The following is a 24,174-nucleotide window of genomic DNA, read 5'->3' as shown; positions in this document are numbered from 1 at the left end:
AATAATCTATTAATCAATAAAGTGTATTTAATAGAGACAATGGCATTAAATGGTTTAAACTATGAAGACAGAGACCAAGGTATTAATGACTGCTTTAAAATACAGGAGGATTTTCATCGAGGAACTAGCTTCTCTAACAAGTCTACCAGTAGAGATCGTTGAACAAGTAGTCCGGGAAAACCAGGATTTACTAGTTGTAAAAAACAACGAGGTATTAGTAAGAGAGCCGGTTGAAGCAGCGTTAAAACTGGTTTCAAACGGTGTTTCAATAGATGGAATTAGTAGTCTACTCAACTGGAGGGATTTCGAGTATTTTACTATGAGAATACTGTTTGAAGCCGGCTACGAGGTAGAACATGGTTTAATGATAACGAGCCCGGTTAGATTTGAAATAGATGTATTCGCCGTGGAACCAGCAACTGGTTTTACACTAGTAGTTGACTGTAAGCACTGGTCGTATACTTCAACTAGTAGACTAATAGAAGCGGGTGAAACACACATTAAGAGAATAGAAAAACTCATCAAGTATTATTCATATGTAAAGCAAAAATACAGAATTGCATCTAAAGCAAGAGAGTTAACACCTCTAATAATAACCCTGCTAACACCACCAATAAGAATCCATGCAAATACACTATTTCTCTCAATAAGAGAACTACCCGTATTCCTATCAAATAGACATTACATATTAGACTACTACGAAGTAAAACCAATTAAAATACCACTATAACGAATTTAAACCACATCGATCAACCCAAGAACTTTAAACCCTTACAACAGTGATTTCTATAATGGTGGTAGAAATGCCTTGTAAGAAAAAGAAGAAAGAAGAAGTTAAAAAGAAAGAAAATGAAAAAACTAGTTAGATTATAATGTTGTTGTTTAATAATCAATAACAAAAAACTATAAAATTTATAAACCAAGATCAAAAAGTAGTACTACGCAACCAGTGCTTACACTATGTTAATTATCTTTGGTGATAAAATGATTATTTCCGAGAATAAAGGATCAAGCATGTATACATTTAAACTAGTTAAACCTCTAGTCAACTTGATATCCCATAACCCTGGGTTAAAACACGAGTGGACTATTCAAAGTCCTTTGCCACTACAAGCTACCAGGAAAATTCTATGCTATCCTTGCCTACCCCTCTATTATTCTAGTAAGTTTAATAAAACATATCTCACGAACAATTTATGTACTACAGAGTGGTGCATATCTAGGAGGCTTCAAGGTCTATTTAAAAAGACGTGTTTAGAAATTACAATACCCAGGTATTCAATTGAACAAAATGAAAAACTCGTTGTTTATGGTGTAAGTCGGTTTTTTACTCTTAAGTTATTTTTCGAATTTAACGAGTCGCCAACTAGTGAAACAATAATTACTGCAAAAGCTAGTTGTAATGGCGATGAAGAAATATGTCTGTCATTCACTAAAGACTACGTCCAAGCCATCCAAGAACTACTCGTTGATACACCTCTCTTTATTTTACGTGAATTATTTAAAATAGAAACTCCCCCAGTAGTTGTAAATAAACCTTCTAACGGAGGAATATAAGTCTTAGATTTATTGCTAAGTATTGAATCTATTATTCATGTTGTAAAAAGAGCTTCTAAATTTAGTGCTTTAGAGCTACGGTCTGGATGGGATATCAGTGATTTAATTGATTTAATTAAGAGTGAGATAGAAAAAAGTAGAACTCGTGTTCACGTACACTTATTAATTCACTTATTAATTCCCGGTTTAGTCAACTTGTGGATTCTCATGGATAGAAATCTCCACGTTATTGCTTGGAGAGGAGTTATAAAAGGCGTTGAATACCCTGTTACACTGGGTAACAGTGTTTTTAATATACTTCAATCATTTAAAGACAAAGATGTTGAAGTAAAGTTGTGGATTACAGAGAGTAAGGAGTAAATGTCTACATTAAAACACCTTGAATTTTTATTTTAAATCTGTAATCCAATAACTAATACTGGTGTTGACAGTGACTCGTATTGTATTACCTGAAGCCAAGTTGTTTAAAGAAGTTATTGATGCAATCGGCAATATAGCAGATGAAGTAGCACTATTATTAACACTTGACGGATTAAACATTAAAGCACTCGATGCAGACCAGTCTTCACTTATAGACGTATCTCTACCCAAAGACATGTTTCTAGAATACGATGTAGGAGAAGAAGTAAGTATTGGTGTATCTATAAACAACTTGAAAAAAGTATTGAAGCACTTGAAGAAAGGTGAAAACCTCGCTATTGAACTAGAAGGAGACTTCGTGAAATTCACTATTGGAGCGGGTGGAGTAGTAAGCCGTGTATTCAAGTTTAGAAATCTAGATGTACCAACACCAGAAATACCAGAATTCAACTTGGAATTCAAAGCCTCAGCTAAGTTAATGGCTCAAGCAGTTAAAAAAGTAATAGAGGATATAGAAGCAGTTGGCGGTAGCACTCAGATAAAAGCCACACCAGAAGCAATAGTATTCAAATCCATCGGTGCAGGTAAAGTAGAAGTAAGATTCGCACAGGGTTCACTAGCACTTATTTCACTAGACGTACAAGAGCCCTCCGAGTCAGTCTACGACACTACAAAACTAGTAAATGTCCTCGGAATAGCAAAAGTATCAGATATAGTGACACTAGAATTCTCGAGTAAAAACCCGTTAAAAGCAGAATTCTCTATTGGAACAGGTAGAGTAGTATACCTACTAGCACCATTCGAAGTATAACCACGCTCTTTTTAACAATTTTATATATAGATGCCCTCCCCGCCGAGGTTTAATAGGGAACACATTATTATTTGATTTAATTATGGATAACACAATTACATCCCTCCGGGGTGTTTACCAATGACCACCGAAAACCTGTTTTCAAAACTACAAGCACAATCACCAGGACAAGAAGAAATAATTAAAGCACTAGCAGACAGAAAAGTAGAGATAATAGGATTGTTTGGGCCAACAGGCTGTGGCAAGAGCTTGTTTAGTATAATCTATGGATTAGACGCTGTATTGAATGGTAAATACAAGAGGTTTATTATTACAAGACCACTAGTCGACGTAGTAACAGGCAAAGAGCTGACAGCGGCGGAACTCGGAGATATGTATTATAAAATGGTTTTCTCCTATGTTGAAGACGTTGCATCACCATATATTGAAACAAGTAAGTTAAACGAGTTGATCAATAAGGGCGTAGTAGTATTCGCAGACTCTCACTACTTGAAGGGTAGGACATTCGACGACTCAATAGTATTTATAGATGACGCCCAAAACCTACCAGTAGAATCAGCTATCGAGGTAATTACTAGAATGGGTAGAAACAGCAGGTTGATCGTCGCTGGAGACCCAGTATTCCAGAGGAGTATTGGTAGTAAAGACTCGGCTTCAATGCTTAGAGAGCTACTACTAGGCGAGGAGAACGCTAGAGTAGTAGACCTTGGATTAAAAGACATTGTGAGGCCGGGAGCTAGGAGAGGTATTAAACTACTACTAGAGTCAAAAATGAGAAACCGTCCACTAGACGAGACAGAGAAACAAGTGTTGGCAACAGCTAGAATACACGCTCCAGACGCAGATATAGTTACAGTATTAAACCTCGTAGAATTAAAGAAAACATATAATATAACTACTGATAGAGTACCAGACGCCCTAATAGTATCCAAAGAAGGATATCAGGGTAGATTGATCGGTAGGGGAGGAGAGAGAATAAACAACATGGAGAAAGACCTTGGAATGAAGCTGAGAGCAGTAGAATTATCACTAGACTTCAAACCATTCATCCACGCAATACACCCAGTAAGCTGGATCTACAAACACATAGTAGACGTAGACTTCGCCGGGCCAAACCTAGCCGTGAAAATAGAGAGCGAAGCATACGCACCATTCGTAGGGCAAAAAGGAGCACACGTTAGATTCATAGACCACGCATTTAGAAAACTATTAGATGTTGGTGTAAGAGTATACGAAGTAGAGACAACAGAGGAGAAACAGAAAAAGAAGAGAAAAGAGTAGATATAGGGATTTTTTAATTCAAACCAGGAGTCCTACGTGGCAACCAGTGTTTTAAACGGTATTACTCCTAGAAGTGTAAGTATAAACGATGTAAAGTGCACTATTACCAAGGCTGTTACAATCCACTTAAACCTAGATGGTGCAACCTGGTAGACTAGTACAACTAGTGTTGTATAGAGAAATGGGAGTGTATTGACATAGTACCAGTCTAGAGTCCCGGCAACAACGTTTAACAGTGAAAGCCACGATAGAAATACCGTGTCGCCTAGTCTACTACTGGCTTTTCTAGTCAATACCAAGTATGTAGCGTAGAGTAGACTCGGGAAGAGAATATGCCAGAGTGGTGAGCCACCCCCAGCATAGAATACAATATACCACTTGTTGAGAGGTGTAAACTTAGTGTTTACTACTTCTAAGAATCCATTACTAGTTGAAACGAGAAACGTATATTCTCCAATATACCTCCACGCTTCAATGCGGAAAAAGAGCTTTGTAAAACCAAGTATTGCTATAACTGGTGAAAACCCGTGTCTCCAAGACATATAGGTATACATCTCCACGTGGTGTCTTAGAATAGCATCTAAACCCAGCCTTAAATCAACGAGGTAAGTAGATAAATAAGTAGCAAAAGCAAGCAACAAGTATAATATTGAATTCTTAAACCCCCGCTCTCTGATTACTAGTGTCAGCCACAACCCTGCGACAACGGGTACAACACTAAACTTAGAAGCCACTGCTAATCCAGCTGTAATAGCAGATATGTATTTACGCCCAGAGTAAAACAAGCAAGTAGAAAGCAAAACCAAGAAGACTGCAACGGGATCTAAAAGCAAGTACCTATGAGTATTAAACACAATAGTATCAAATAGGAAGAGAGTAGAAACCACCAAGCCAGCAATCCAATACCCAGTAAAACCAGAAACAAGGAGATAAAGCAGAAAACCGGATACAACAGCCAATAACATGAATACATAGCGAGCAATACCCAGCACACTAAAAAACCCAATAAAATACTTGGCGAATGGAGGATGCTCAAAATTACACATTAATGGAGGAGTCAAATTAGAAACATAGAAAACACCACACTCAATATAGTACTGTTCATCACGATAATACGACCAACCAGGAGTAAACACGTAAACAAGAAATGGAAAGACTATGAGAAGAGAAAAAACAATCCATTTAATGAATTGGTTAATCCCCTTACACCTTTGCTTGTACAGTTACTGTGTAGACGTTGCCTGCCTTTGTATAAATTTTCACGGCGTAGTTAGTACCGGGAACAACATTTTTGCTAAGTGGCACTTGTAAGGTGTCTTCAACTCCAGGAGATATTGTACCATCTGTTATCGTTTTACCATCAAATCTTGATGTGTCGGTTAGTTCTTCGACTCCTACAACTTCTATTTTGTATATTACTGCTGCTGCTGAACCAATGTTCTTTACGTGTATGTATAGCGTAGTATTACCCCCAACACCTATATAGCTGTCTGGGTAGAATTGTAGGTTTTCTGTTGCTCCCATTGTTCCCCACCATCCCATTATCCAGCCTATTACTCCGATTGCTATTACTAGTGTTACTGCTACTAGTATTACTACTGCTATTATTGGTTCTATTCCACGCATGATTTTCATGTTTTATACCCCTTTTACACTCTTAATTTTGTAGGGGTGGATATTTATATTTGTTATAGTCTTTTTACCTGCGGTGTTTATTGTCTATTTGTTTTAGTTTCTCTATGTTTTCTCTCTCGGTTGGGTCTGGTTGTTTCATTGAGAGCCATGCATCTATTATTTCACGTGCTAGTATGTTTGTTACTAGTCTCCCGCTCATTGCCAATATATTTGCATCATTCCATAGTCTTGCTCCACGAGCTGTCTCTGGGTCGTTGCATAGTGCCGCTCTCACCCCGGGTAGTTTATTTGCTACTATTGAGACGCCTGTCCCTGTGTAGCATACTAGTACTCCGAATTCTACTTCTCCCCTTGATACTGCTTGAGCCACTTCGTATGCTACGTCTGGCCATGGCTCTGGCTTCCCGGTCTTCAATGCCCCTGTTACTATTACCTCGTATCCCTTTTTCTTGAGGTATTCTACTGCTTCTAGTGCACATGCGTATAAATCATCTGATCCAACTATTACCTTGGGCATGAGGGTTACACCAGTAGTATAGTATTTCAAGGGAGGTTTATTTACCGAGTTGTAGGCCCTCTACTTGTAATCTTTAACTACTGGTTGACTCTATTGTTTTATCTTGGTGATGAAGACCTTTGGAGCCGTAGTGGTGTGGAGACGGTGGGTTTCTGATCTACTTCTATTCTTTTCTTTACTACTCCTTTAACCCAGTTTCCACGTAGAATCCAGGGTATAATCATTAACCCGGCTACTAGGTTGCTTAGACTCATAGTCATCCATATACCGAGTGTTCCCAGCCCTAGCCCCAAGGCAACCAGGTATCCAAGGCCTATTCTTATACCCCACAGCCTTATAATACCAACTATTGTCGGGTATAGTGTGTGGCCTGATCCACGCCCCACAGACATACCAATAAAGAAGATTGCGAAGCCAGCTAGTGTTGGAGCAAACCACTGTACAAACAAGTCTGCTTCTCTATATATTTCTGGTACGTCGGTAAACAAGTCTATGAAGAAAGACCTGGTGAAATATACTATTATCGAGCCAGTAAACGATGCTAATCCAATATATATCATTGCTTTTACAGCAACACTTCTAGCTCTCTTCTCTAAGCCAGCGCCAATAGCCTGCCCAACCATCGTTGCAACAGAAGCAGTGAAACCCCATAGTGCAGCATCCGCGAGATCCATTAATAGAAATCCTATTGCAGCCGCTGCTGCAACATATGCCCCATAAGTATTTATCAATCTGTTTTGAAACATAAAGGCGAGGCTATTACTCATCATCATGAGTGCTACTGGAATACCTATCTTCAAGCTCTTTACAATCCAATCCCTCTCTATTCTAAGCGATGGTTTTACAATGAGGAATGGATACTTCTTCTGCAATATCAATAATACTACTATGAATCCGGCAAACCTCGATATTACTGTCGCCCATGCAGCGCCAGCTACACCCATTTCAGGTATTATAGTGGCTCCATTGAGTCTAACACCAAATATGAATAGTGGGTCTAATACAACGTTTGTTAGTGATGATACTATTCCAGCTCTCGAGGGTGTTCTTGTATCACCAATCGCCTGGAATATAGTGCTATATCCAATGTATAATCCTGATAGTAGTAGGTCTAACGAGATTATTCTAGCATATGTTACAACATACTCGTATAGGTCTTCTGGAACACCCATTACATACTTGAATACAAAGGGGCCTAGTAGTAGAAATAACAATGCGACACCAGTGTTTAAAGCTAAGAGTATTGATACATAGTATGAAACCACTCTCCTAGCGTAGTCATAGTCTTTTCCACCAATAGCCTGACTAATCAATGCTAGATTAGCCGAGCTAAGCGCTTGTGTTACTGCATTTAGAAACATGAAGAAAGGCCATATTTGCCTCGGGGCAGCATATGCTATTTTACTATACATACTCAACCAGTAGGTATCAGCGAAGTTATAAGATATATTTACTATTTGAACTATCATTAAGGGTAGTCCAAGCCATAACAGTGTCTTACCCACTGGTCCATTAACTACTCTCTCTCTATAAGCATCGATCGATGCACTCATAGTCTGTGTTTTCATTTCTACTACACGCTCGCATTCAGTGATTAGTCTATAGGAGATACGTGTTTTAAATAATTTACCCTTTTTCATTAAAGAGCGAGAAACAGCTTTGCAAGTACATCTATACCCAGGTATGCTACTAGCAGTACTATTACCGAGGCTATTAACACTCCTATTTCTATTGCCAATATACTCTTCTTTCTGTCAAAACCAAGTACATATGCCACTAGTGTACCAGTCCATGCACCCGTCACTGGTAGTGGAATTCCAACAAATAGAGATAGTGCAATATAGCTTGTTCTACGCAGTCCAAGACTCCTCTTTCTACCCAGTTGTAAAAGCCAATTATAGAAGTTTTTAATGAAGCTAGGAGTGAACCGGGATTTTACGAGGTGGTCTAGTAGGTCTAGTATTGGATATGCTATAAATGGCACGAGTAGATTAGCGAGTATTGAGAGAGTTATACCTATTATCCTCGCGTTGAATCCATCCATGACTATTAAAACATATGGTATTGCACCTCTAACTTCACTAATGGGTAGTAGTCCCAGTATTACGCCTACTAGTAGATCAGTGGTGTTCAATACCCTATCACCAATTAAACCAATTATTTCCTAATTGGGTTAATAACGAGTATTCTAGCTGGTTTCAGGTGCTTCTCTCCTCCTACCCTTAATAGAGTTTTCAATTATTATTCTCGACAGTGATATTACTTCTTCTAGGTCTCTACCACTCAGCTCTCTGTATTTAACACGGTTGATGTATAGGGAGATTAATACTTCTGATTTCAAACCGTATTCACGTGCAAACTCGTTGAATGACATGTAGTATTTATCTACTACTTCACCGTCTTTCACATCTACTACGAGGATTTTACTGGCTACTTCTTCTCCAGCTGATGGAAACACGTCTATTTTGTCTATTAATACATAAATATCGTTTTCACTTACTCCCTTATGTGATAGTTTACCTGCTACTTCTCGTTTAATCTTGTCGAGTATTGCTTTTCTCACAGCGTCTCCTATTTCACCAAACAATACTTTTGCTTCTTCTAAGTCATATGTAAATCTCTTTACTAGTTTCCAAATAGGCTTTCTATGGTAGAATAGGCTCTCCAAGGCCATTTTTGTAAACGTTTTATCTTCACACTCGTATTCAGATGGGTTTTTCAATAGTAGCTCTTGGAGTTTCGAGTACAGGGAGTGGTCTGTTAATGCAATGTATTCTTCGAGGCGGCCCTCAATCATTTTCTCGAGGCGGCTGGCAATATCTGTTTTTATACACTCTAGGATCATGCCGATTGTTTCAATAAACGCTACGTTTACTGGGTGTAGATATACGTATTTATACATTAATTTCCTCGCGTCGAATAATCTAGCTACTTCATCTAGTGCTTTAGATGAAACACCCAGTGTGGGGCCCGTGTCGTCTCCTACAATATATGAATTCCTCATTATCCAATCATCGTTTATTTCGCCGACTGGGACACCAGTGTAGTAGCTGTCTCTCTTTAAGTAATCCATTATGTCGCTGGTGTAGATGTAGTCTCTAACAATCATTCTTACAACTCTGTCTAAACCCCCACTCCTACCATCATAAAACTCGTTTTCTCCCAGTAACCCCTTAGCAACCAAGTCGGTAAAGCCCTTCATGCCACTTGGTGGTTTTAAACCAGAATCTAAGAGTCCGAGGAGGTAGTCTACATCCATGCCTAGTGCTTTCTTGTTTTCAAGTAGTGATTTCTCAATTAAATCTCTCAAGTAGTCTCGGTACAACAAGTAGCTTACTACTTCATGGTTTCCTACACGGTAGGGTAGAAAACTCCTTGTTTTATACACGTATTTATCAAATGCATGGCTGAAGGGGCCGTGTCCAATATCGTGTAGTAATCCAAGTATTCTAGCTGCTGTTACTAGTTCTCGATAGTGGGTTTTTACTTCTCGGGAGACTTCGTCTTGACTGCTCTGTGATAGACCTGTCCTCAAGACGAAAGAAGCGTATTTGTGAGATGAATACATTACACCAATAGAGTGTGAGAATCTAGTGTGTGTTGCACCAGGATAGACAAAGTGTGCTGTCTGCAACTGGTATATGTAGCGGAGGCGCTGCAATACCCAGGAGTCCATTACTACTCCTTCAAGTTCCTTGACGAAGTCTATATATCCATAAATAGGGTCTCTTACCTGTCCATTAAAAGGCATAACCATAGATAACACTGCTTCACCCTGGCCTTGAAGTCCCTGTTCACTAGTCACTTTAATCACTTCAATCATTATATTTCACACTAGATCGAATTATGAATATATTGCTTAAAAATTCTTTACATTGAGCAATTCTATTGTAAATTAAATACTTATCTTCTCTAAGTAAGTATTTCTAGTTATTGGTTTATTTTTCTAAACAATGTATTTTAGAAAAAACTGTCACCGGTAAATATTTATAAACCCCCTGTTATATTTAGTTAAAAACGAGGTGAATTAAATGCCGGGCACAGTACCCCTAATAGGAGAAAAATTCCCTGAAATGACTGTTGAAACAACACATGGTGTAAAGAAACTACCAGACGACTACAAGGGAAAATGGCTGGTGTTATTTAGCCACCCAGCAGACTTTACACCAGTATGTACAACTGAATTCATAGCTTTTGCATTGAGATACAATGAATTCAAAGAGTTGAACACTGAGCTACTAGGCCACAGTGTCGACAGTGTATTCTCACATATTAAATGGGTTGAGTGGATTAAAGAAAAATTCGGTATTGAAATACCATTCCCAATTATCGCAGACCCCAACGGCGAGGTAGCAAAGAAACTAGGATTCCTCCACGCGCAGAGCTCCACTCACAGTGTTAGAGCAGTTATAATTGTAGACCCTGAGGGAGTAGTTAGAGCAATACTATACTATCCACAAGAAGCAGGTAGAAACATGGATGAAATACTCAGACTACTAGTAGCACTACAAGTAAACACCCAGTACAAGAGAGCACTACCAGCCAACTGGCCAAACAACGAGTTAATTGGATGCTCAGTAATAGTACCACCAGCAAGAACCATAAAAGACGCGGCAGAGAGATTAAAGCAATTCAAGTGCTTCGACTGGTGGTTCTGCTACGAAGAAGGAAAAGTACCAGCAGAACTAGTTGAAAAAGCAAGAAGATTCCTACAGAGAGTAGCAACACCATTCTCTGGTCTAAAGAAGTAGTTTTTACACAATCATCCCTATTCTTTTATTTTTTTAAATACACATACAGACAGTGCTCTTGGTATTACACACAGCCCTTTCTTTTTATAGTTAGCATTGAGGAATATCTCTGTGGAGGATTAAACTTCATACTTGTCCATGGTGGAGGAGTTGTCTCAATCTATGTATTCAAATAGAGAGGGGTTTAAAGCAGTAGAGCTACTCGATAAATACGCTGAGATGCAGAGAGTAGTAGATGAAACACTAGAAAAATACATGCCTAGATTTATCAAGCTACTACTAGAAAAAGTAGATGATCCAGTAAAAATAGAAGCATGGATGGAAGAATTAAAGAGATGTAGAAACGAAGAAATCTCATTGGAAATCAGATATGTTATTGCTAAAGCCATTCAAAGAAAAACCATGGAACTAGAAAAAACATAGTTTTTACAAATTCCACTCCTCACATCACTTATTTTTACAACTCTCTATTAACTACCTCTCTGTAATTACTCATGAGAGATAATATCGTTTCAAAACGAGTTCTTTGACGATCGGTATACGCAAATAGAATAAAGCGTCCATTATAAAAATCAATGGTGTTGTTTAGATTTTTTAAGAGGTGTCTTGTAATTCTAGATGGATAGGTATGACTAGTTGTATGGGTGTATGAGTGTGTTTCCACCCGCTATACTCGTCTTTGTAATTCTCGCAGTGGTTATTATCCTCGTTGTTATAAACCTCGTATTGATCTGCAAAGATAAATTTAGAGTGAGTGTTCGTATTAGTGATAGAGAGGTAGTAGTTAAAGGACTGCTTCGTGAGTAGAGGTATACAAAGCCTAGTTTTCTCTCACTGGATAATTACGAGTCTATTGCTAGTTATGCTTCTACTACAGCGTCAAATATATAATCTCGTCCCTGTATAGCAGTCAGCGTTGAACGCGTTGGTATACGGGAATACAATGTGCTAGTAGAGTGTAGATATACATATGGCAGAGTGTGGCGAGCGGTATCATTTATAGTCACACTCATTATTCTCCTAGTGGCATTGTACGTAGTATACTTAGTAATGTCTACTGTAATATTCTATCCATTTATATAGTGTTTTAATCCACAAGTAGTTTTGATTAAATCTTGAGCAAAGTACGCCCTGAATACTGCTTCGCCTCTTGTAGATAGTGGTTCATTACCAGATAGACTAGATCTTTGGTGGAACTTTATATCTTGTTTTGTCAATTAATCCCGCTTCTCTAAATGCTCTTGCAGAAGTACAATCTAGGTAGTTGAAATCCCTCAACTCGGTGTTGTATACAGTATCGTCTAATTGTGTACCGTATACAACGAATGTTTTTACACCTGTTGATTCTCTAATAGTGCAATGCATAAACCGACGTGATTGCGGGTATAACAATGTTTCTGATTGGTACAACAATACTTGGAGCATAGTTTTCACTTACTTCAACGTTTTCATCTGTTAACTACGTCCTCTCCACAATTCATGCACAAAGATTATATCTACAATCTTGTGCTCTAGAATTCTAGTTTGAGTATGTGGGGCCCTGCTTCATTGCATCCCGTTCGGGAGCCTCTGCGGGCGTCGCGGGTTTCAATTTAATTGTATAAGTTTAGAGTTTTATATCTATTAGTCAACTGTAAATAGTTCTCTATCTTGTTCGTATTCTTTACCTAGAGACAACGCTATTTTTGCTTTTGCTAGTTCATATCCCAGGTAGAAGTAGTGTTTTGGGTCTGATGCCAGTTCACGATCTATGATTGTATTTAGAATAGCGTATGGGTCGCGAGACTCTATTTCTAATACTGGTTTATTCTCTCCATATTTATAGTATTGTACTATTATTGTTTTATTAGAGTGATCGACGAATATCTTGAAGAAGCCTTTGGGGTCTGGTTTCCATGGACTCTTCTCTACAGCAACTACTCTATTCTCTGCTCTCACAGGTATACTTGTCTTCAACTTCTTGTCTTTTAATACTAAGAGGTTTAATGTGAGGTCTTTTGGTGGTTTACCGAGCTTCTTTGCAATAACAGCCATTTCTAGTGCTTTCTTTAATTCTAGTGTTGCATTACGTGTTTTTACACTGGCTTCTGCTGTAAGATATAATTCAACTCCTAGTTCAACACCAATAAACGCTAATAGCGCGTTTAACCCTATACTATCAGCGTCAACTAGTTCTGTAATGTTTCCAACCCCCATTAAAACAGGAAACTCGGATTGCATGTTTTTAACTTCAATATATGCTGTTAGAGATTCTATTAAACCCTGGAGTGGTGGCTGCAACACGGGGTCCAATATGATTTTTTCCAACCCGTGTTCTCTGAGATACCGGGCAGTTGAAACTAGTTTTTTGGGTTCTACTCCCCGACCTCCTACTAGTATAATGGGTTTTTCCCTGATAGCATGGATCATACTGGTTAATACATCAATGTTTTCAATGGATACTCCATTAATGAAATCTACTTGACGAGACAGTTCGTTGATAATGTCCATGTCTCCTGTATCTATACCTACTGGTTTATTGAATAGTGTTTTTGCTTCTTCAATAATTCTCTGTGTTTTAGATAAGTCGAATCCTATTGGTACACCTATAGAGATTAAATCAGCATGACTAGCTGCTACGCGGTATTTCTCTAAGTCGCGTGGTGTATCAGCATATACTTCGAGTACTACAAGTGGGTAGTGTTTACTAACTGGTATTCCATTGATATCAAAGTATTTGTCTACACTGGCTTTCTCCCGGGCTTCTCTAAGTACTTCCACTTCAATTTTCTCTTTTTCAGCTTCTAGAATACTATCAGCTGGCTCGATTGTTGAGAATTCAACTCCTTTGAGAATGTATTTTACCATTTGTGGGAGGTCGTAGATGTATCGAGGCCCCTTAATAATTCTCAATCCGAGTTCACGAGAAACAAGTGAGACGTCGCCACGTGTATATCCCGGTACGATTACGTAGTCCTTGTCTCTCAGGGAATCTATGTGTCTTGGCAGTTCTCTCAATAAGTATTCACTTGTCATCATTGCTGCTACGGGTATTGGAAGCTGGATTACAGTGATTTCAACTCCGGGGTTTTCACGCATTATTTTCTCAGCTACTTCTCGAACCATTTCATACGCTATTCTACCAGTTACAAGGGCTATTTTCACTGCTTTACACCTAGTTCTACGAGTATTTCGCGGGGATCTCTTATTACTCTAACACCTGGTATCAACTCGAGTTTTCTAATTATATCTAGGTAGAATGGTACGGGTTTAACGACGAGTTCAACATCAAATGATATAGCATTAAAGGGGCATGTTTTTAAACACATATAACACCTATTACACTTCTCTAAGTAGACGTCTACTTTGTAATACGGGTCTTCTACGAGAGCACCTGTTGGACAAGACATAGCAGCATAGCATTTTTCGCATTCAATACATTTCTCTCTATCTACTACTATGGGTATGTAGCTCCTAGTTTCAAACGCGTCAACGGGGATTATGTAGATTGGTTTTTGTGTTTTAATAGCGTGCATTACGAGGTTTGATACTAGTGTATCTGCTATTCCACTAACTATTTTTCCAATAGTATTCATTGTTGCCGGTGATACAACTACTATTTTATACACGCCTAGATATAGCCTACCCGTTGATGGAAATCCAGGCGGCTCTCTACTCTCATAGATAATGCCTGTTGGATACTCTCCTTTAACAGTGGATTCTAGTATTTTGCGGAGTCCATACATATTGACTACTTGCTCGCCAGCCCTGGAAATAAATACTGTAACTCTATAACCCGCTTTAACGAGTTGACTGATTACCTCTACACTCTCTCTAAGCAGTGCACCGGCTCCAGTAATACCCCAAGCTATTGCCTGTCTGCTCAATTCTAATCCTCTTGTATGTCTTCTATGTATCCTAGATTATAGTCTAATTCGGGTATGTATCTAAGCCTCGCTGTAACTCTACACCTACCATATTTAATAATTATTCGTGCATCTATATTTCTCGTTTTAATCGTAGTGTAGGCGTATGGAGAGTTTGACTGTGGGAGTTCTATGTTTAATTCTACTTTAACTTCTTCACGGAATGGCTGGGCTAGTAAAGACCTCTCAATGGCTTTTTTAATTATTTCCAGGTCTTCGAGGCTTCTAACTGGTATACCAGTGAATTGGTGGACAAGAGTGCCTATTGCTATTCCAGCCTCGAATACAGCTCTATCTCTCTCTGTTGTTTTAGGCGAGAAGTATTTAGAAGCAGGGTCATTCATGCAATTCACCAATGTGTTTAAACACTACTCCTTTTTCTTCTAGGTATTTCATTATTAATCTAGCTATTTCAAGCTTCTTTATTTTTGATTTTAAATCAATTCTTGTTTTACCAGGACACACCCCCGGCTCTTCTAAGTCGAAGCCTGCCAAGTATACTTCTCTCACTCCGAGATGGTATAGTATAAATAGTGCTCTATCTCCATCTGTAAATCCACCATAATTGTATACATAGGGTCTTGGCTCAACCTGGGTAGACCCAGAGACAAACCCCTCAATTAGTGGAACGTGTTTTTCAAGTAGGTCAATGTTGTCTCCATGTGCATGTATTATAGTTATAGAGCCCATTCTAGATGCTTTTCTAATAGCTTCTATATCACCATCTAAATCAGTAACAATAAGGTCTGGTACAACACCGTTTTCTAGTAATACTCTAGTTGCTCCATCAGCGGCTACTATTAAAAAACGAGTTTTATCTATAGTCTTTAGAAAACCAGTTTCTCTGAGTAGGCTTCCACCACATCCAACAACAATTCCACTCACACTACTCTTTATTTTTGATTTAATATCCTCGAATAACACTGCGCGGGGGTGATTAACGAGTATATGGCTTAGTAAATCAGTTGCCTCTTGGTCTCTTTGAAAACTAAGCCAGGGAATTCTCTCTACTATTAAACCATATATTTTCAGCCACTCCTCTCTACTTATAAGCCACGCCATGAATACACCGGTATTAATTCAAATTCTAGTTTACAAGTATGTTTAAACGTGTTTTTAATGGTTGGATCACGAGTAAAATTTAAAAATGTTTTAATGTAGAAATACCCTTTATGACTGCAGAGTGAATCTATATAGTCTAAATAGGTGTCTATACTTGTATATCGTGGTATTGCTAGTAGCGGTTGCTATCTCGCTGGGTATTGCAATGATTAACGGTGCACAAAATATCGGCAAAATAATTGGTGTTTCAACTCGTAGAGTTAAGAGGAGATCTAGACTAGTTTATACTGCAAACGCTGTATTTATGGGTATTGGTGCCTTCACGCTTGGTAGTAGGATATCTAAGACTATAGCGAAGGGAATTATTGACTTCTCACTCCTACCGGGTGAAACCAGTCAGTTACTTGCATCTTCTTCTATTGTATTTTCAACTATTATAGTAGCATCTATTTCCCTCCACTATAAAATACCACTTAGTATAAGCCAGCTTGTTGTTGGAAGTGCTATTGGAACGGGATTGGCTCTATGTGGATTAGAGTGTTTAAACACTGAGAGAATAGCTCTAATTGTCTCCTCGTGGATTACTACTCCACTAATTGCTGGTTTAACCTCTACTGTACTCTACAAACTAGATGAATATGTTTCAAGTAGGGGCAATCCCAGGATTGAAGTTGCACTGTATACCTTTTACTTCTCGTTTTCTATGTTTATTGTTCAATACCTCTTATTATCCGAGTTTACTGGTCCAGAAATATCTTTTGTATACGCATTATTCTTCGCTATAAATATCGCACTAGCACTCATAATATACTCTTATACGCTTGAATACCCGTGGGAGGAGGAGCTAGATATACTTAAATTCTATACACAGTCAATAATCGTCCTCCTACTAGGACTTAGTTATGGAGCACACGACATTGGAAACGCTGCCGGCCCTCTATCCCTAATATTCTCCTATATGTATCCATCAATAGATCATCTCCATACAGCAATAACACTGACTTCTCTCGCGTTTTTTGTAGGTGCTGCTATTTGGGGTTATAGAATTGCTGGAACTATTGGTGGTGGAATTACTCCTTTAACACCTACAACAGGGTTTATTGTACAAGTATCTACGGCATTTACGTTATTCCTTGTTGTTTCAATGGGTATTCCAAGCTCTATTACACTAACACTACTTGGTTCAATTGCTGGTGTAGGATATGCTAGAGGATTAAACTATGTAAATACAAAAATGTTGATTAAAATAAACCTCTTCTGGATTGTGGGTGTTGCATCTACTATTGTTGCATCTTATTTGTTTACTATGTTGTTTAAAATAATACTTTAAAGAATAATGTGAGTAGCGGTTTATCTCCGAGTATCAAAAATAGTATAAATCCTGCAAAGAAGTATACTATGAAGGGTAGTCCGGGACTAACCCATATATATCCTTCTGGATCAATGAATTTCTCTTCAACTAGTTGTTTTAGAGTGGATCGTATATCATAATCTATTCCTGTTAAAACTCTGTATTTCACCACGAGGTTTCCTCCTACTAGTTCAAATGATTGTAGGGGAATGTAGTGTTTATACTTCCCCTGGATGTAGTCAGAAATCTTTACTGGTTTACCAAAGAGTGGAAGTAGTATTCTATATACTCCTGGTAAATCTTGGACGAATTTATAGCTGGTTAAAACCACGTATATGGAGTTGACGATAATTAGTAGTATTGCTCCAAGTGTTGAATACAATATAATCATGATGGGCGGTGGTAGAATACCTCTAGAAGCAAGAGTAGCAGAGTAAGTAGTGGGATATGTATACATTAAACCAAGAGAAACAGCAACAAATACATCTCCATCACCAATTAATCCAAGTCTATACAATGTGTAGAATACTATTCCAACTACTCCAATCGAGAAAAACACATAGAAGAGTTTCAATGTTAATACTAGATCGCTGAATACACTAGTCAATACAAACATCACTATTGAAACAACAAGATAAATGTAAACCAAGCGCGCATCCAATTCTCTACTCTTATAATCCTGTATACTGAGAACTAAGAGTATTGGAAACGTTACAAGTAGCTTTACATACTCGATAAATTCAATACTCACTGTTAATTCCAATCCAAGCCACCAATTCCAATACTAGTTTTTACTCCTACCTGTCAATTATAGAGATTTAGGATATATTAGCCACTACAATTATACACTTAGTTGAGAGGCCTCGGGGACAGCCGCGTGTCCCGCGGCAGTGTGATCCGGGGTGGGTCCCCCCGGTTCTTCGTACACACATTTCATAGTGGAAAAAGAGGGTTAGAGTGCTCTACGAGCTATTTCTAGTAGAGTTGATTTATCGATGTTTAAGGGTAGGTTGACACTATATCTTTCTCTTATTGTCTTCTCGACGAAGTCTACTACTTTTTCAAGATCGACTTCTCTAATTCCATAATCGCTTAGTCTCTGCTCGAATCCGTGTTTTCTCTGGAATTCCTGTATTATTTTTACTGCTTTCTCAGCGTCTTCGCTTACTGGTTTGATTGAGGGGTCTAGTATTCTAAGTATTCTAGCTGATTCTTCCGGTACTGCTTTATGTATATAGTAAGCTGCATAGGGACCTACAATAGCTAGTCCAGCACCGTGTGGTAGGTCTGGGTTTAAACCACTAAATCCATGTTCTAATGCGTGAACTAGGTGTGTTCCACTGGTATCAATACACATTCCAGCTAGCATTGATGCATATAATAGGTTTGTTCTTGCTTCTAGATTTCTCGGTTCACTGAGTGTTTTTTCTAGGTAGCTCGTTACTTTTTCAACTGCTTCTTCTGCTAGTGTTAAAACAAATATATTGTTTCTCTTTGAAGTAGCTGCTTCATATGCGTGGTAGAAAGCATCTAGTGTAGTATATAGTGTTTGCTCTCGGCTTAGTGTTAGAGTGTAGTAGGAGTCGTCGAAGCTGATATCGGGGTATCTTGTAATAAATCCCCGTTTTTCAATGGTTCCCGAAACCGTGAGAACAGCAAATCTATCTACCTCAGATCCAGTTCCATGTGTTAAATTTACAGCAATTAGTTTTAATTTACTTCCCTGTGGTCTCTTACCATAGACATATTCTTCTGCTTTAACCCCCGTATATGGTAGTATTGATGCTACTTTAGCAGTATCTATAACACTACCTCCACCAATAGCAATAATTGTATCGGCATTATACCCCTCTATTAATTCAACTAGTTCATTAACTATTCCTGTTGTTGGATTAGGAGTTACTTTATTGAAAACAGTGTATTCAATATCAAGAGTATTTAGAACTGATACAATATCGTCGAATGCACCAGATATTTTTGCAGCTGATTTCGACGATACAATTACTGCTTTCTTAGAGCCCTGCAAAGCTTGTTTGCTGTTGTCTCGTAAAACACCTGGGCCGAAGTATAATTCTACTTCGCCAAATCTTATTTTAAACTGTCTACTCCACATCTCTGTAAACCCTAGTTTTTATCAATAACCACATATCCATTTACATTAATAAAACCATAGACTCTAGATGATGCTTCAATAATACCAAAGAATGGTAGGAGGAAGACTAGATATGGTTTTTTAGACTTGTATATACCATAACTATAAGTTGTAACATAGTATAATCCACTAGGTACAATAAACCATAAATAACCAACATAGTATGCTATGGGGAAGAGGAGGAGTAGTAGAAAGAACCCAATACTAAATGTAAAACTACGAAGTAATACAACAATTTTCATGCCAAGAGGAGCTCTTTTAATTCCATATACAATACCCTTAAACCACCTACCCCTCTGAAGCATCAAGTCTTTCAAGTTGTTGGGGCTTTTAATTGATACTCTTGTAGCTGACTGCCATGTTTTATATCCACGTTTTATTAATTCAGATGCAAATTCAAAGTCTTCTGTTAGAGTCCTACGGTTAAACCCTATTTCCTTGAGTACTCTACCCTTAACTATTAAGAGGTCTCCGTGTAGTCCAATAAGGGGTTTTCCAAGGAGGCCCGTGAAAAATCTATAGATGAGTATATCGTCCATAAATCTAATCCAATCCATAACAAAAGCAATAGTACTTGAACCCGGCCTTGGGACGAGGATACCGTTCAGCAGCTACATATCCCTCTTTATCGTAGACGGGTATTTCATAAAGGAATGAATCGTCTAGTATTAAGTTGTCATCGTCTATGAATACATACCATTTGTCAGGGTTTACACAGCAATCTACAAAGTATTGTAGTGCTCTACCCTTCCCAACGAGGTCTCTTCTATACTTAGATGGAACAATTACTAATTCAACGCCTTTGATTTTTCTTATCATGTCTATTAATGGTGCTCCTTCATCTACAACTACTATTATTCTACCGTATTTTTTAACATGGTAGCGTATTGACTCTAGGAGACTGTTTTTAACTCTATGGTCTGCTTTTGAAACAATAACTATTTCAACTTCTTCAGCTCTCCTACTTCCCTTTTTCGGTTTATAGATAATATAACTAACTAACCCCATTGATATCAATAGTGAATATGCTACAACACTAAATAACGCAATAGTTAATACGCTGTTTACCAGTGCTTCTTGCTCCAATAATGAACACCATTACTATACATGTTTACAATAACGTATATGAGCTAAAAAATAGTCTCAGCGTTATCCTTGACTAGATAACCTATCATATATTATCTTAAAGAGCTTCTCGCTTGCAAAAACTATTTCTACTGTTTCATTGTATACTTTGACTACTACTCCTTCAAGTGGGTTTTTAGGCGGGTCTGGTAGCTCGGGAAGCGGCTTGTTTTTACCAATATAAATCCACTTGATTTTACCACCTGGTTCTTTTTCAATTTTATACCAGTATCTCCCATAGTAGTAGTATTTAACAATGCCTTTATCCTGTAGTTTTCTGACAACTACGTGGACTGGTTTTAAATAAAATCCTTTTTGCTTAACGATATTATTGTATTCGTAGAATACGGGGAGTATTTCTCCCATTATTAAATTAAACTTGGCTAGTATACTGGGTGATTCTTTTATCGAGATTTTTCCTTTTTTTGTAGACCCTGGAAGCATATTATCAGTCCATGGGAGTTTTCTCATTGATTTCTCAAAGACCGCTATTTTCATCATCTATTATATTATTCTAGTTAAACCGGTTTATTTAAATAGTTGTTACGCCCTGGTAGTCTGGTTCTACAATGTAGTATTCGTATTTCTTTGCTGTTAGCCCCGATTTTATTTTTTCAAGGTTTTCTCTACGTGTTAATCCAATAATTATTCCGCCGCGGCCTGCACCGCTTATTTTTGCCCCTATAGCTCCTAGTCTTATTAGTTCATACACTGTTTTATCGCATTCTTCTGATGAAGCACCCATTGCCCAGAGTAGGCCGTGGTTTACTAGCATTAGTTCTCCGAGTTTATCAATGTCGTTGTTTTCTATTGCTTTAATTCCATTTTCAACTATTTCGCCTGCTGCACGATATATATACTCGCCTATTCTACCCAGTCTCTCATATCTCTCTAGTACTTCGCGGACTACTACACCTGTCTGTCTAGGTATTCCCGTGTTGACAACTACTATTGCTAGATTTGCAGGTAGTTTTAAATCCAGTCTTTTAAACACTCCTTGTTTATAGTAGAGAAAGCCTCCATGTGTAGCTAGTGTTGTATCTACACCACTCGGTCTATAGTGTACTGTTTTCTCTGCTTCATGAGCTATTTCCTGGACTTCTCTCTTTGTAAACTCTACATTGATAAATGAGAGGAGCGCGTGTGTTAGTGAAACAGCTGTTGCCGCTGAAGAACCCATTCCCGAGGAGATTGGTATTTCAGAGTCTACTACTACGTCTACCCTGGGTATTTCTCCAAATCTTGCTTCAACACTATTAAATACGGCTTCAAAGAGCGGCCAGTGCTGGCTACTAGGTTTAATTAATCCCAGTTGCTTCGAGTATATTTTCCCCTCTCCTCTCTCAATACATGTTTTTACATAGAGTGAAACAGCTAGTCCAAGAGCAGGCTCTCCCTTTACGACAAAGTGTTCTCCAAACAATAATATCTTGCCGGGTGCTCTACTACACAGCATTTGATTCAACCCATTATTGATTTAATAAACACGTTATTGATATCTATACTCAAGCCTTGATAAAAAGGTGTATAGGTATTGAGTCAAACCCCGGAGAAAAGAGTACGGTTCCAACCAGTATTTGGATTACTCAACGATGCTAAAAACAAATTGAATAGCTTTAAATACAAAATACTAGTAATGAGTGGAAAAGGAGGTGTTGGTAAATCCTTTATATCATCAATGCTAGCTCTTGGATTAGCAATGAAGGGTAGAAAAGTCACTGTATTCGACGCTGATGTCTACGGCTCATCTATACCACTACTACTCGGAGTACAGGGAGAAAGACACATGGCTAATGAAAACGGTGAGATACTACCCGTTGAAGGCCCCCTCGGAGTACAAGTAGTAGCTGTAAACCTAATGCTTGACTCTCCAGATGTACCAGTAGTTTGGAGAGGCCCCCTAGTTGGTAGAGCAATAACCGAGCTGGCAGCAAAAGTAGCTTGGAGTGGAGGAGACTATTTAATAGTAGACCTGCCACCAGGAACGGGTGATGCGGCATTAACAGTTGCACAAGTAATACCCAATATAACCGGTGCTATACTAGTTACAGCTCCAAACGCTCTAAGCGAAGTTATCGTGGCAAAAGCAGCTAACTTCGCGAGCTCTATGCACATTAGACTATTGGGGATCATAGAGAATATGAGTTACTTTAAGTGTCCACATTGTGGTAGAATAACCAATATAATGGGGAGGTATAGTGGAGAATACCTTGCATCTAAATATGGAACCATTATACTTGGAAAACTACCCCTAGATCCAAGCGTAAACGAAGCTGTAGACGAGGGCGTACCATACCTCCTAGCAAAACCAGATGGAGAAACATCAAAAATCATACTTGAAATAGTAGATAAAGTAATAAACCTTGTTGAAAATAATGGAAAACAAGACACACCTCTTTCAACCTAGGTAAAAAGGGTTGGTTTTTGTGAGTAGTGAGGAACTGGGTAAAAAACCCAATTGGTTGCTGTTGAAAGAGGCGGCTGAATCCCTATATAGAAGTGGAAAAATATACTTTACGAGAAAAGAACTAATTAATGAGGTTAAAAAAAGAGACCCCAGTAGAAGCGACGAAAGCCTAGAGCTCGAAATAGACCTTGTCACAGTAAATAGTAATAGTAAAGACAAGTATAGAGACCCAGAGAAACTATTTCTGTATAGAATAGAGAGGGGCAAGTATACTCTATACAATCCAGAGGAACATGGAGAACTCGAAAAATACATTGGTACACAGAAACTAATAGCTACGAGGAAGAAACTCGTTGAAGAAGTTATTAAAGCACTTGAAGGACTTGGATTTGACGTGTCACCTACAAGGTCTAGTAAACCACTTGAACCAGACCTCATAGCTGAAAAGGGAGATGAAGAACAAGTTATAGGAGTATGGATTATAGACCCATCTGCACCTCTCTCCACTCAATACAGATATCTAGCATACATTATTGGCTCTACACTACTGAATAGAAACTACTCTACCTATATAGTCATGGTTCCCGGTGAGCTATATAAGAGAATACCACAAGAGATAATAGAATTACTTTCAAAGTATAATGTAAAGATCGCGATTATAAAGGAGGAGAGGAGATATACTGTTCAGCTCTAGCTAGCTGGTTCTAATTTTTCTTTTAAAGCTACTTTTGCTTCTTCAAGTATTGCCTTGACCTCGCTATTAGTGGGTGGATTATAGTCTACTACTGGTAGATCAGTATAGTCCATGTCTGATAATTCTCTAATATTCTCTTCTAGATCAGCGAATAATACACCGAGATCCGGTATTTTAGTTTCTGGTAATTTACCAACTTCTCTTATTAGACTAGATAACTCCGTTGCAAGTGTATTGAATTCATAGCGTACAATAGCATGTTGTACTGCAAGGTCTACTTTGTCTAGTATAAACATGAGAACTGCAAGCCTCTTTGACAAGTTCTTTAAATTCGCTATTTCCTCGGCGTACCGTCTAGATAGGTAGTTATCACCCTTCATTTGTAGTTCTACTAGTTTCTTAGTCAACTCCTCTGCTCTCTCATCAATTCTAGTTTGTATTCTACTTAGTTTATCCTTTAACAATCTAACATCACGTAATATCTCAAATCCCTTTCTCAATGGATCCTTCTTTTTTCTCAGCAAAGAAGCCCCTAGAATTAATCCATTAATCATGGTTTTTAAAGG

30 protein-coding genes are annotated in these 24,174 nt (G+C 38.2%); 11 read left to right on the top strand and 19 right to left on the bottom strand.

The window, feature by feature from the left end; genetic code table 11:
- Positions 1-61 precede the first annotated feature (61 nt).
- The 5 genes from ACZ5YP_RS07040 to ACZ5YP_RS07020 all read left to right on the top strand — a co-directional run bounded on the left by ACZ5YP_RS07040 (position 62) and on the right by ACZ5YP_RS07020 (position 4,009).
- Complete coding sequence (locus tag ACZ5YP_RS07040; protein ID WP_464835034.1) at positions 62-730, top strand: restriction endonuclease; 669 nt, start codon at positions 62-64, stop codon at positions 728-730.
- Between the two features lie 254 nt (positions 731-984).
- Complete coding sequence (locus ACZ5YP_RS07035) at positions 985-1,557, top strand: hypothetical protein (protein WP_464835033.1); 573 nt, start codon at positions 985-987, stop codon at positions 1,555-1,557.
- A gap of 12 nt (positions 1,558-1,569) precedes the next feature.
- A complete protein-coding gene (locus ACZ5YP_RS07030) occupies positions 1,570-1,917 on the top strand; it encodes a hypothetical protein (protein WP_464835032.1) in 348 nt (115 codons plus the stop codon).
- Positions 1,918-1,987: 70 nt separating this feature from the next.
- Positions 1,988-2,728, top strand: a complete 741-nt coding sequence (locus ACZ5YP_RS07025; RefSeq protein ID WP_464835031.1) for a DNA polymerase sliding clamp — start codon at positions 1,988-1,990, stop codon at positions 2,726-2,728.
- A 120-nt stretch (positions 2,729-2,848) separates the two neighbouring features.
- A complete protein-coding gene (locus ACZ5YP_RS07020; protein ID WP_464835030.1) occupies positions 2,849-4,009 on the top strand; it encodes a PhoH family protein in 1,161 nt (386 codons plus the stop codon).
- Between the two features lie 32 nt (positions 4,010-4,041).
- On the opposite strand, the gene ACZ5YP_RS07015 is transcribed toward ACZ5YP_RS07020, so the two are convergent.
- The 6 genes from ACZ5YP_RS07015 to ACZ5YP_RS06990 form a co-directional block, all read right to left on the bottom strand.
- On the bottom strand, positions 4,042-5,001 hold the full coding sequence (locus tag ACZ5YP_RS07015; protein WP_464835029.1) for a hypothetical protein: 960 nt from the start codon (positions 4,999-5,001) through the stop codon (positions 4,042-4,044).
- 211 nt (positions 5,002-5,212) lie between these two features.
- Positions 5,213-5,644 carry an archaellin/type IV pilin N-terminal domain-containing protein gene (locus ACZ5YP_RS07010; RefSeq protein ID WP_464835028.1) on the bottom strand — a complete coding sequence of 144 codons (432 nt, stop codon included), beginning with the start codon at positions 5,642-5,644 and terminating at the stop codon, positions 5,213-5,215.
- Positions 5,645-5,708: 64 nt separating this feature from the next.
- Positions 5,709-6,161 (bottom strand): RpiB/LacA/LacB family sugar-phosphate isomerase, encoded by a 453-nt coding sequence (locus ACZ5YP_RS07005; RefSeq protein WP_464835027.1) that lies wholly within the window; start codon positions 6,159-6,161, stop codon positions 5,709-5,711.
- A 98-nt stretch (positions 6,162-6,259) separates the two neighbouring features.
- On the bottom strand, positions 6,260-7,801 hold the full coding sequence (locus ACZ5YP_RS07000) for an MATE family efflux transporter (protein ID WP_464835026.1): 1,542 nt from the start codon (positions 7,799-7,801) through the stop codon (positions 6,260-6,262).
- Entirely contained in the window at positions 7,801-8,295 is a 495-nt protein-coding gene (locus ACZ5YP_RS06995; RefSeq protein WP_464835025.1) for a COG2426 family protein, read from the bottom strand. The genes ACZ5YP_RS07000 and ACZ5YP_RS06995 overlap by 1 nt, the downstream gene beginning before the upstream one ends.
- Positions 8,296-8,349: 54 nt before the next feature.
- A complete protein-coding gene (locus ACZ5YP_RS06990; RefSeq protein ID WP_464835024.1) occupies positions 8,350-9,966 on the bottom strand; it encodes an HD domain-containing protein in 1,617 nt (538 codons plus the stop codon).
- Between the two features lie 226 nt (positions 9,967-10,192).
- On the opposite strand from ACZ5YP_RS06990, the gene ACZ5YP_RS06985 reads away from it, so the two are divergent.
- The 3 genes from ACZ5YP_RS06985 (at position 10,193) to ACZ5YP_RS06975 (ending at position 11,719) form a co-directional block, all read left to right on the top strand.
- The gene (locus ACZ5YP_RS06985) at positions 10,193-10,912 is read left to right on the top strand and encodes a peroxiredoxin (protein WP_464835023.1); all 720 of its coding nucleotides are present in this window, start codon (positions 10,193-10,195) and stop codon (positions 10,910-10,912) included.
- 150 nt (positions 10,913-11,062) lie between these two features.
- The gene (locus ACZ5YP_RS06980; protein WP_464835022.1) at positions 11,063-11,335 is read left to right on the top strand and encodes a hypothetical protein; all 273 of its coding nucleotides are present in this window, start codon (positions 11,063-11,065) and stop codon (positions 11,333-11,335) included.
- 231 nt (positions 11,336-11,566) lie between these two features.
- Positions 11,567-11,719, top strand: a complete 153-nt coding sequence (locus ACZ5YP_RS06975; RefSeq protein ID WP_464835021.1) for a hypothetical protein — start codon at positions 11,567-11,569, stop codon at positions 11,717-11,719.
- Positions 11,720-11,772: 53 nt separating this feature from the next.
- Here ACZ5YP_RS06975 and ACZ5YP_RS06970 read toward each other — a convergent pair whose 3' ends face one another.
- The 6 genes from ACZ5YP_RS06970 to ACZ5YP_RS06945 form a co-directional block, all read right to left on the bottom strand.
- The gene (locus tag ACZ5YP_RS06970) at positions 11,773-11,925 is read right to left on the bottom strand and encodes a hypothetical protein (protein ID WP_464835019.1); all 153 of its coding nucleotides are present in this window, start codon (positions 11,923-11,925) and stop codon (positions 11,773-11,775) included.
- Positions 11,926-12,091: 166 nt separating this feature from the next.
- Positions 12,092-12,337, bottom strand: a complete 246-nt coding sequence (locus ACZ5YP_RS06965) for a hypothetical protein (protein ID WP_464835018.1) — start codon at positions 12,335-12,337, stop codon at positions 12,092-12,094.
- Between the two features lie 198 nt (positions 12,338-12,535).
- Positions 12,536-14,056, bottom strand: a complete 1,521-nt coding sequence (locus ACZ5YP_RS06960) for a dihydropteroate synthase-like protein (RefSeq protein WP_464835017.1) — start codon at positions 14,054-14,056, stop codon at positions 12,536-12,538.
- Positions 14,053-14,778, bottom strand: a complete 726-nt coding sequence (locus ACZ5YP_RS06955) for a flavoprotein (protein WP_464835016.1) — start codon at positions 14,776-14,778, stop codon at positions 14,053-14,055. The genes ACZ5YP_RS06960 and ACZ5YP_RS06955 overlap by 4 nt, the downstream gene beginning before the upstream one ends.
- Positions 14,779-14,780: 2 nt before the next feature.
- Positions 14,781-15,161 (bottom strand): dihydroneopterin aldolase family protein, encoded by a 381-nt coding sequence (locus tag ACZ5YP_RS06950; RefSeq protein WP_464835015.1) that lies wholly within the window; start codon positions 15,159-15,161, stop codon positions 14,781-14,783.
- On the bottom strand, positions 15,154-15,879 hold the full coding sequence (locus ACZ5YP_RS06945) for a 6-hydroxymethylpterin diphosphokinase MptE-like protein (protein ID WP_464835014.1): 726 nt from the start codon (positions 15,877-15,879) through the stop codon (positions 15,154-15,156). The genes ACZ5YP_RS06950 and ACZ5YP_RS06945 overlap by 8 nt, the downstream gene beginning before the upstream one ends.
- 163 nt (positions 15,880-16,042) lie before the next feature.
- Between ACZ5YP_RS06945 and ACZ5YP_RS06940 the strand changes: the two genes are divergently transcribed.
- Complete coding sequence (locus tag ACZ5YP_RS06940) at positions 16,043-17,209, top strand: anion permease (protein WP_464835976.1); 1,167 nt, start codon at positions 16,043-16,045, stop codon at positions 17,207-17,209.
- Here ACZ5YP_RS06940 and ACZ5YP_RS06935 read toward each other — a convergent pair.
- From ACZ5YP_RS06935 to mvk, 6 genes are all read right to left on the bottom strand, one after another.
- A complete protein-coding gene (locus ACZ5YP_RS06935) occupies positions 17,193-17,993 on the bottom strand; it encodes an A24 family peptidase C-terminal domain-containing protein (protein WP_464835013.1) in 801 nt (266 codons plus the stop codon). The two genes, ACZ5YP_RS06940 and ACZ5YP_RS06935, sit on opposite strands and share 17 nt — an antisense overlap.
- 189 nt (positions 17,994-18,182) lie before the next feature.
- Positions 18,183-19,343: an iron-containing alcohol dehydrogenase gene (locus ACZ5YP_RS06930; protein WP_464835012.1), complete on the bottom strand. Its 1,161-nt coding sequence runs from the start codon at positions 19,341-19,343 to the stop codon at positions 18,183-18,185.
- 11 nt (positions 19,344-19,354) lie between these two features.
- Positions 19,355-19,921, bottom strand: a complete 567-nt coding sequence (locus ACZ5YP_RS06925; protein WP_464835011.1) for a glycosyltransferase family 2 protein — start codon at positions 19,919-19,921, stop codon at positions 19,355-19,357.
- 4 nt (positions 19,922-19,925) lie between these two features.
- Positions 19,926-20,468: a hypothetical protein gene (locus ACZ5YP_RS06920; protein ID WP_464835010.1), complete on the bottom strand. Its 543-nt coding sequence runs from the start codon at positions 20,466-20,468 to the stop codon at positions 19,926-19,928.
- 63 nt (positions 20,469-20,531) lie between these two features.
- Positions 20,532-21,008: a UBP family nucleoid-associated protein gene (gene ubp / locus ACZ5YP_RS06915; protein ID WP_464835009.1), complete on the bottom strand. Its 477-nt coding sequence runs from the start codon at positions 21,006-21,008 to the stop codon at positions 20,532-20,534.
- 31 nt (positions 21,009-21,039) lie between these two features.
- Positions 21,040-21,963, bottom strand: a complete 924-nt coding sequence (gene mvk, locus ACZ5YP_RS06910; protein ID WP_464835008.1) for a mevalonate kinase — start codon at positions 21,961-21,963, stop codon at positions 21,040-21,042.
- A 78-nt stretch (positions 21,964-22,041) separates the two neighbouring features.
- Between mvk and ACZ5YP_RS06905 the strand changes: the two genes are divergently transcribed.
- Both ACZ5YP_RS06905 and ACZ5YP_RS06900 read left to right on the top strand, forming a co-directional pair.
- Positions 22,042-22,914, top strand: coding sequence for an Mrp/NBP35 family ATP-binding protein (locus ACZ5YP_RS06905; RefSeq protein ID WP_464835007.1), 873 nt, complete (start codon positions 22,042-22,044; stop codon positions 22,912-22,914).
- Between the two features lie 19 nt (positions 22,915-22,933).
- Complete coding sequence (locus tag ACZ5YP_RS06900; RefSeq protein ID WP_464835006.1) at positions 22,934-23,608, top strand: DUF7669 domain-containing protein; 675 nt, start codon at positions 22,934-22,936, stop codon at positions 23,606-23,608.
- Here ACZ5YP_RS06900 and ACZ5YP_RS06895 read toward each other — a convergent pair.
- A complete protein-coding gene (locus tag ACZ5YP_RS06895; RefSeq protein ID WP_464835005.1) occupies positions 23,605-24,132 on the bottom strand; it encodes a hypothetical protein in 528 nt (175 codons plus the stop codon). The genes ACZ5YP_RS06900 and ACZ5YP_RS06895 overlap by 4 nt on opposite strands.
- Between the last annotated feature and the right edge of the window lie 42 nt (positions 24,133-24,174).

This window comes from Sulfophobococcus zilligii (genome assembly GCF_055398255.1).
The sequence above is the reverse complement of the archived record's forward strand: the minus strand, read 5'-3'. Positions and strand labels throughout refer to the sequence as shown.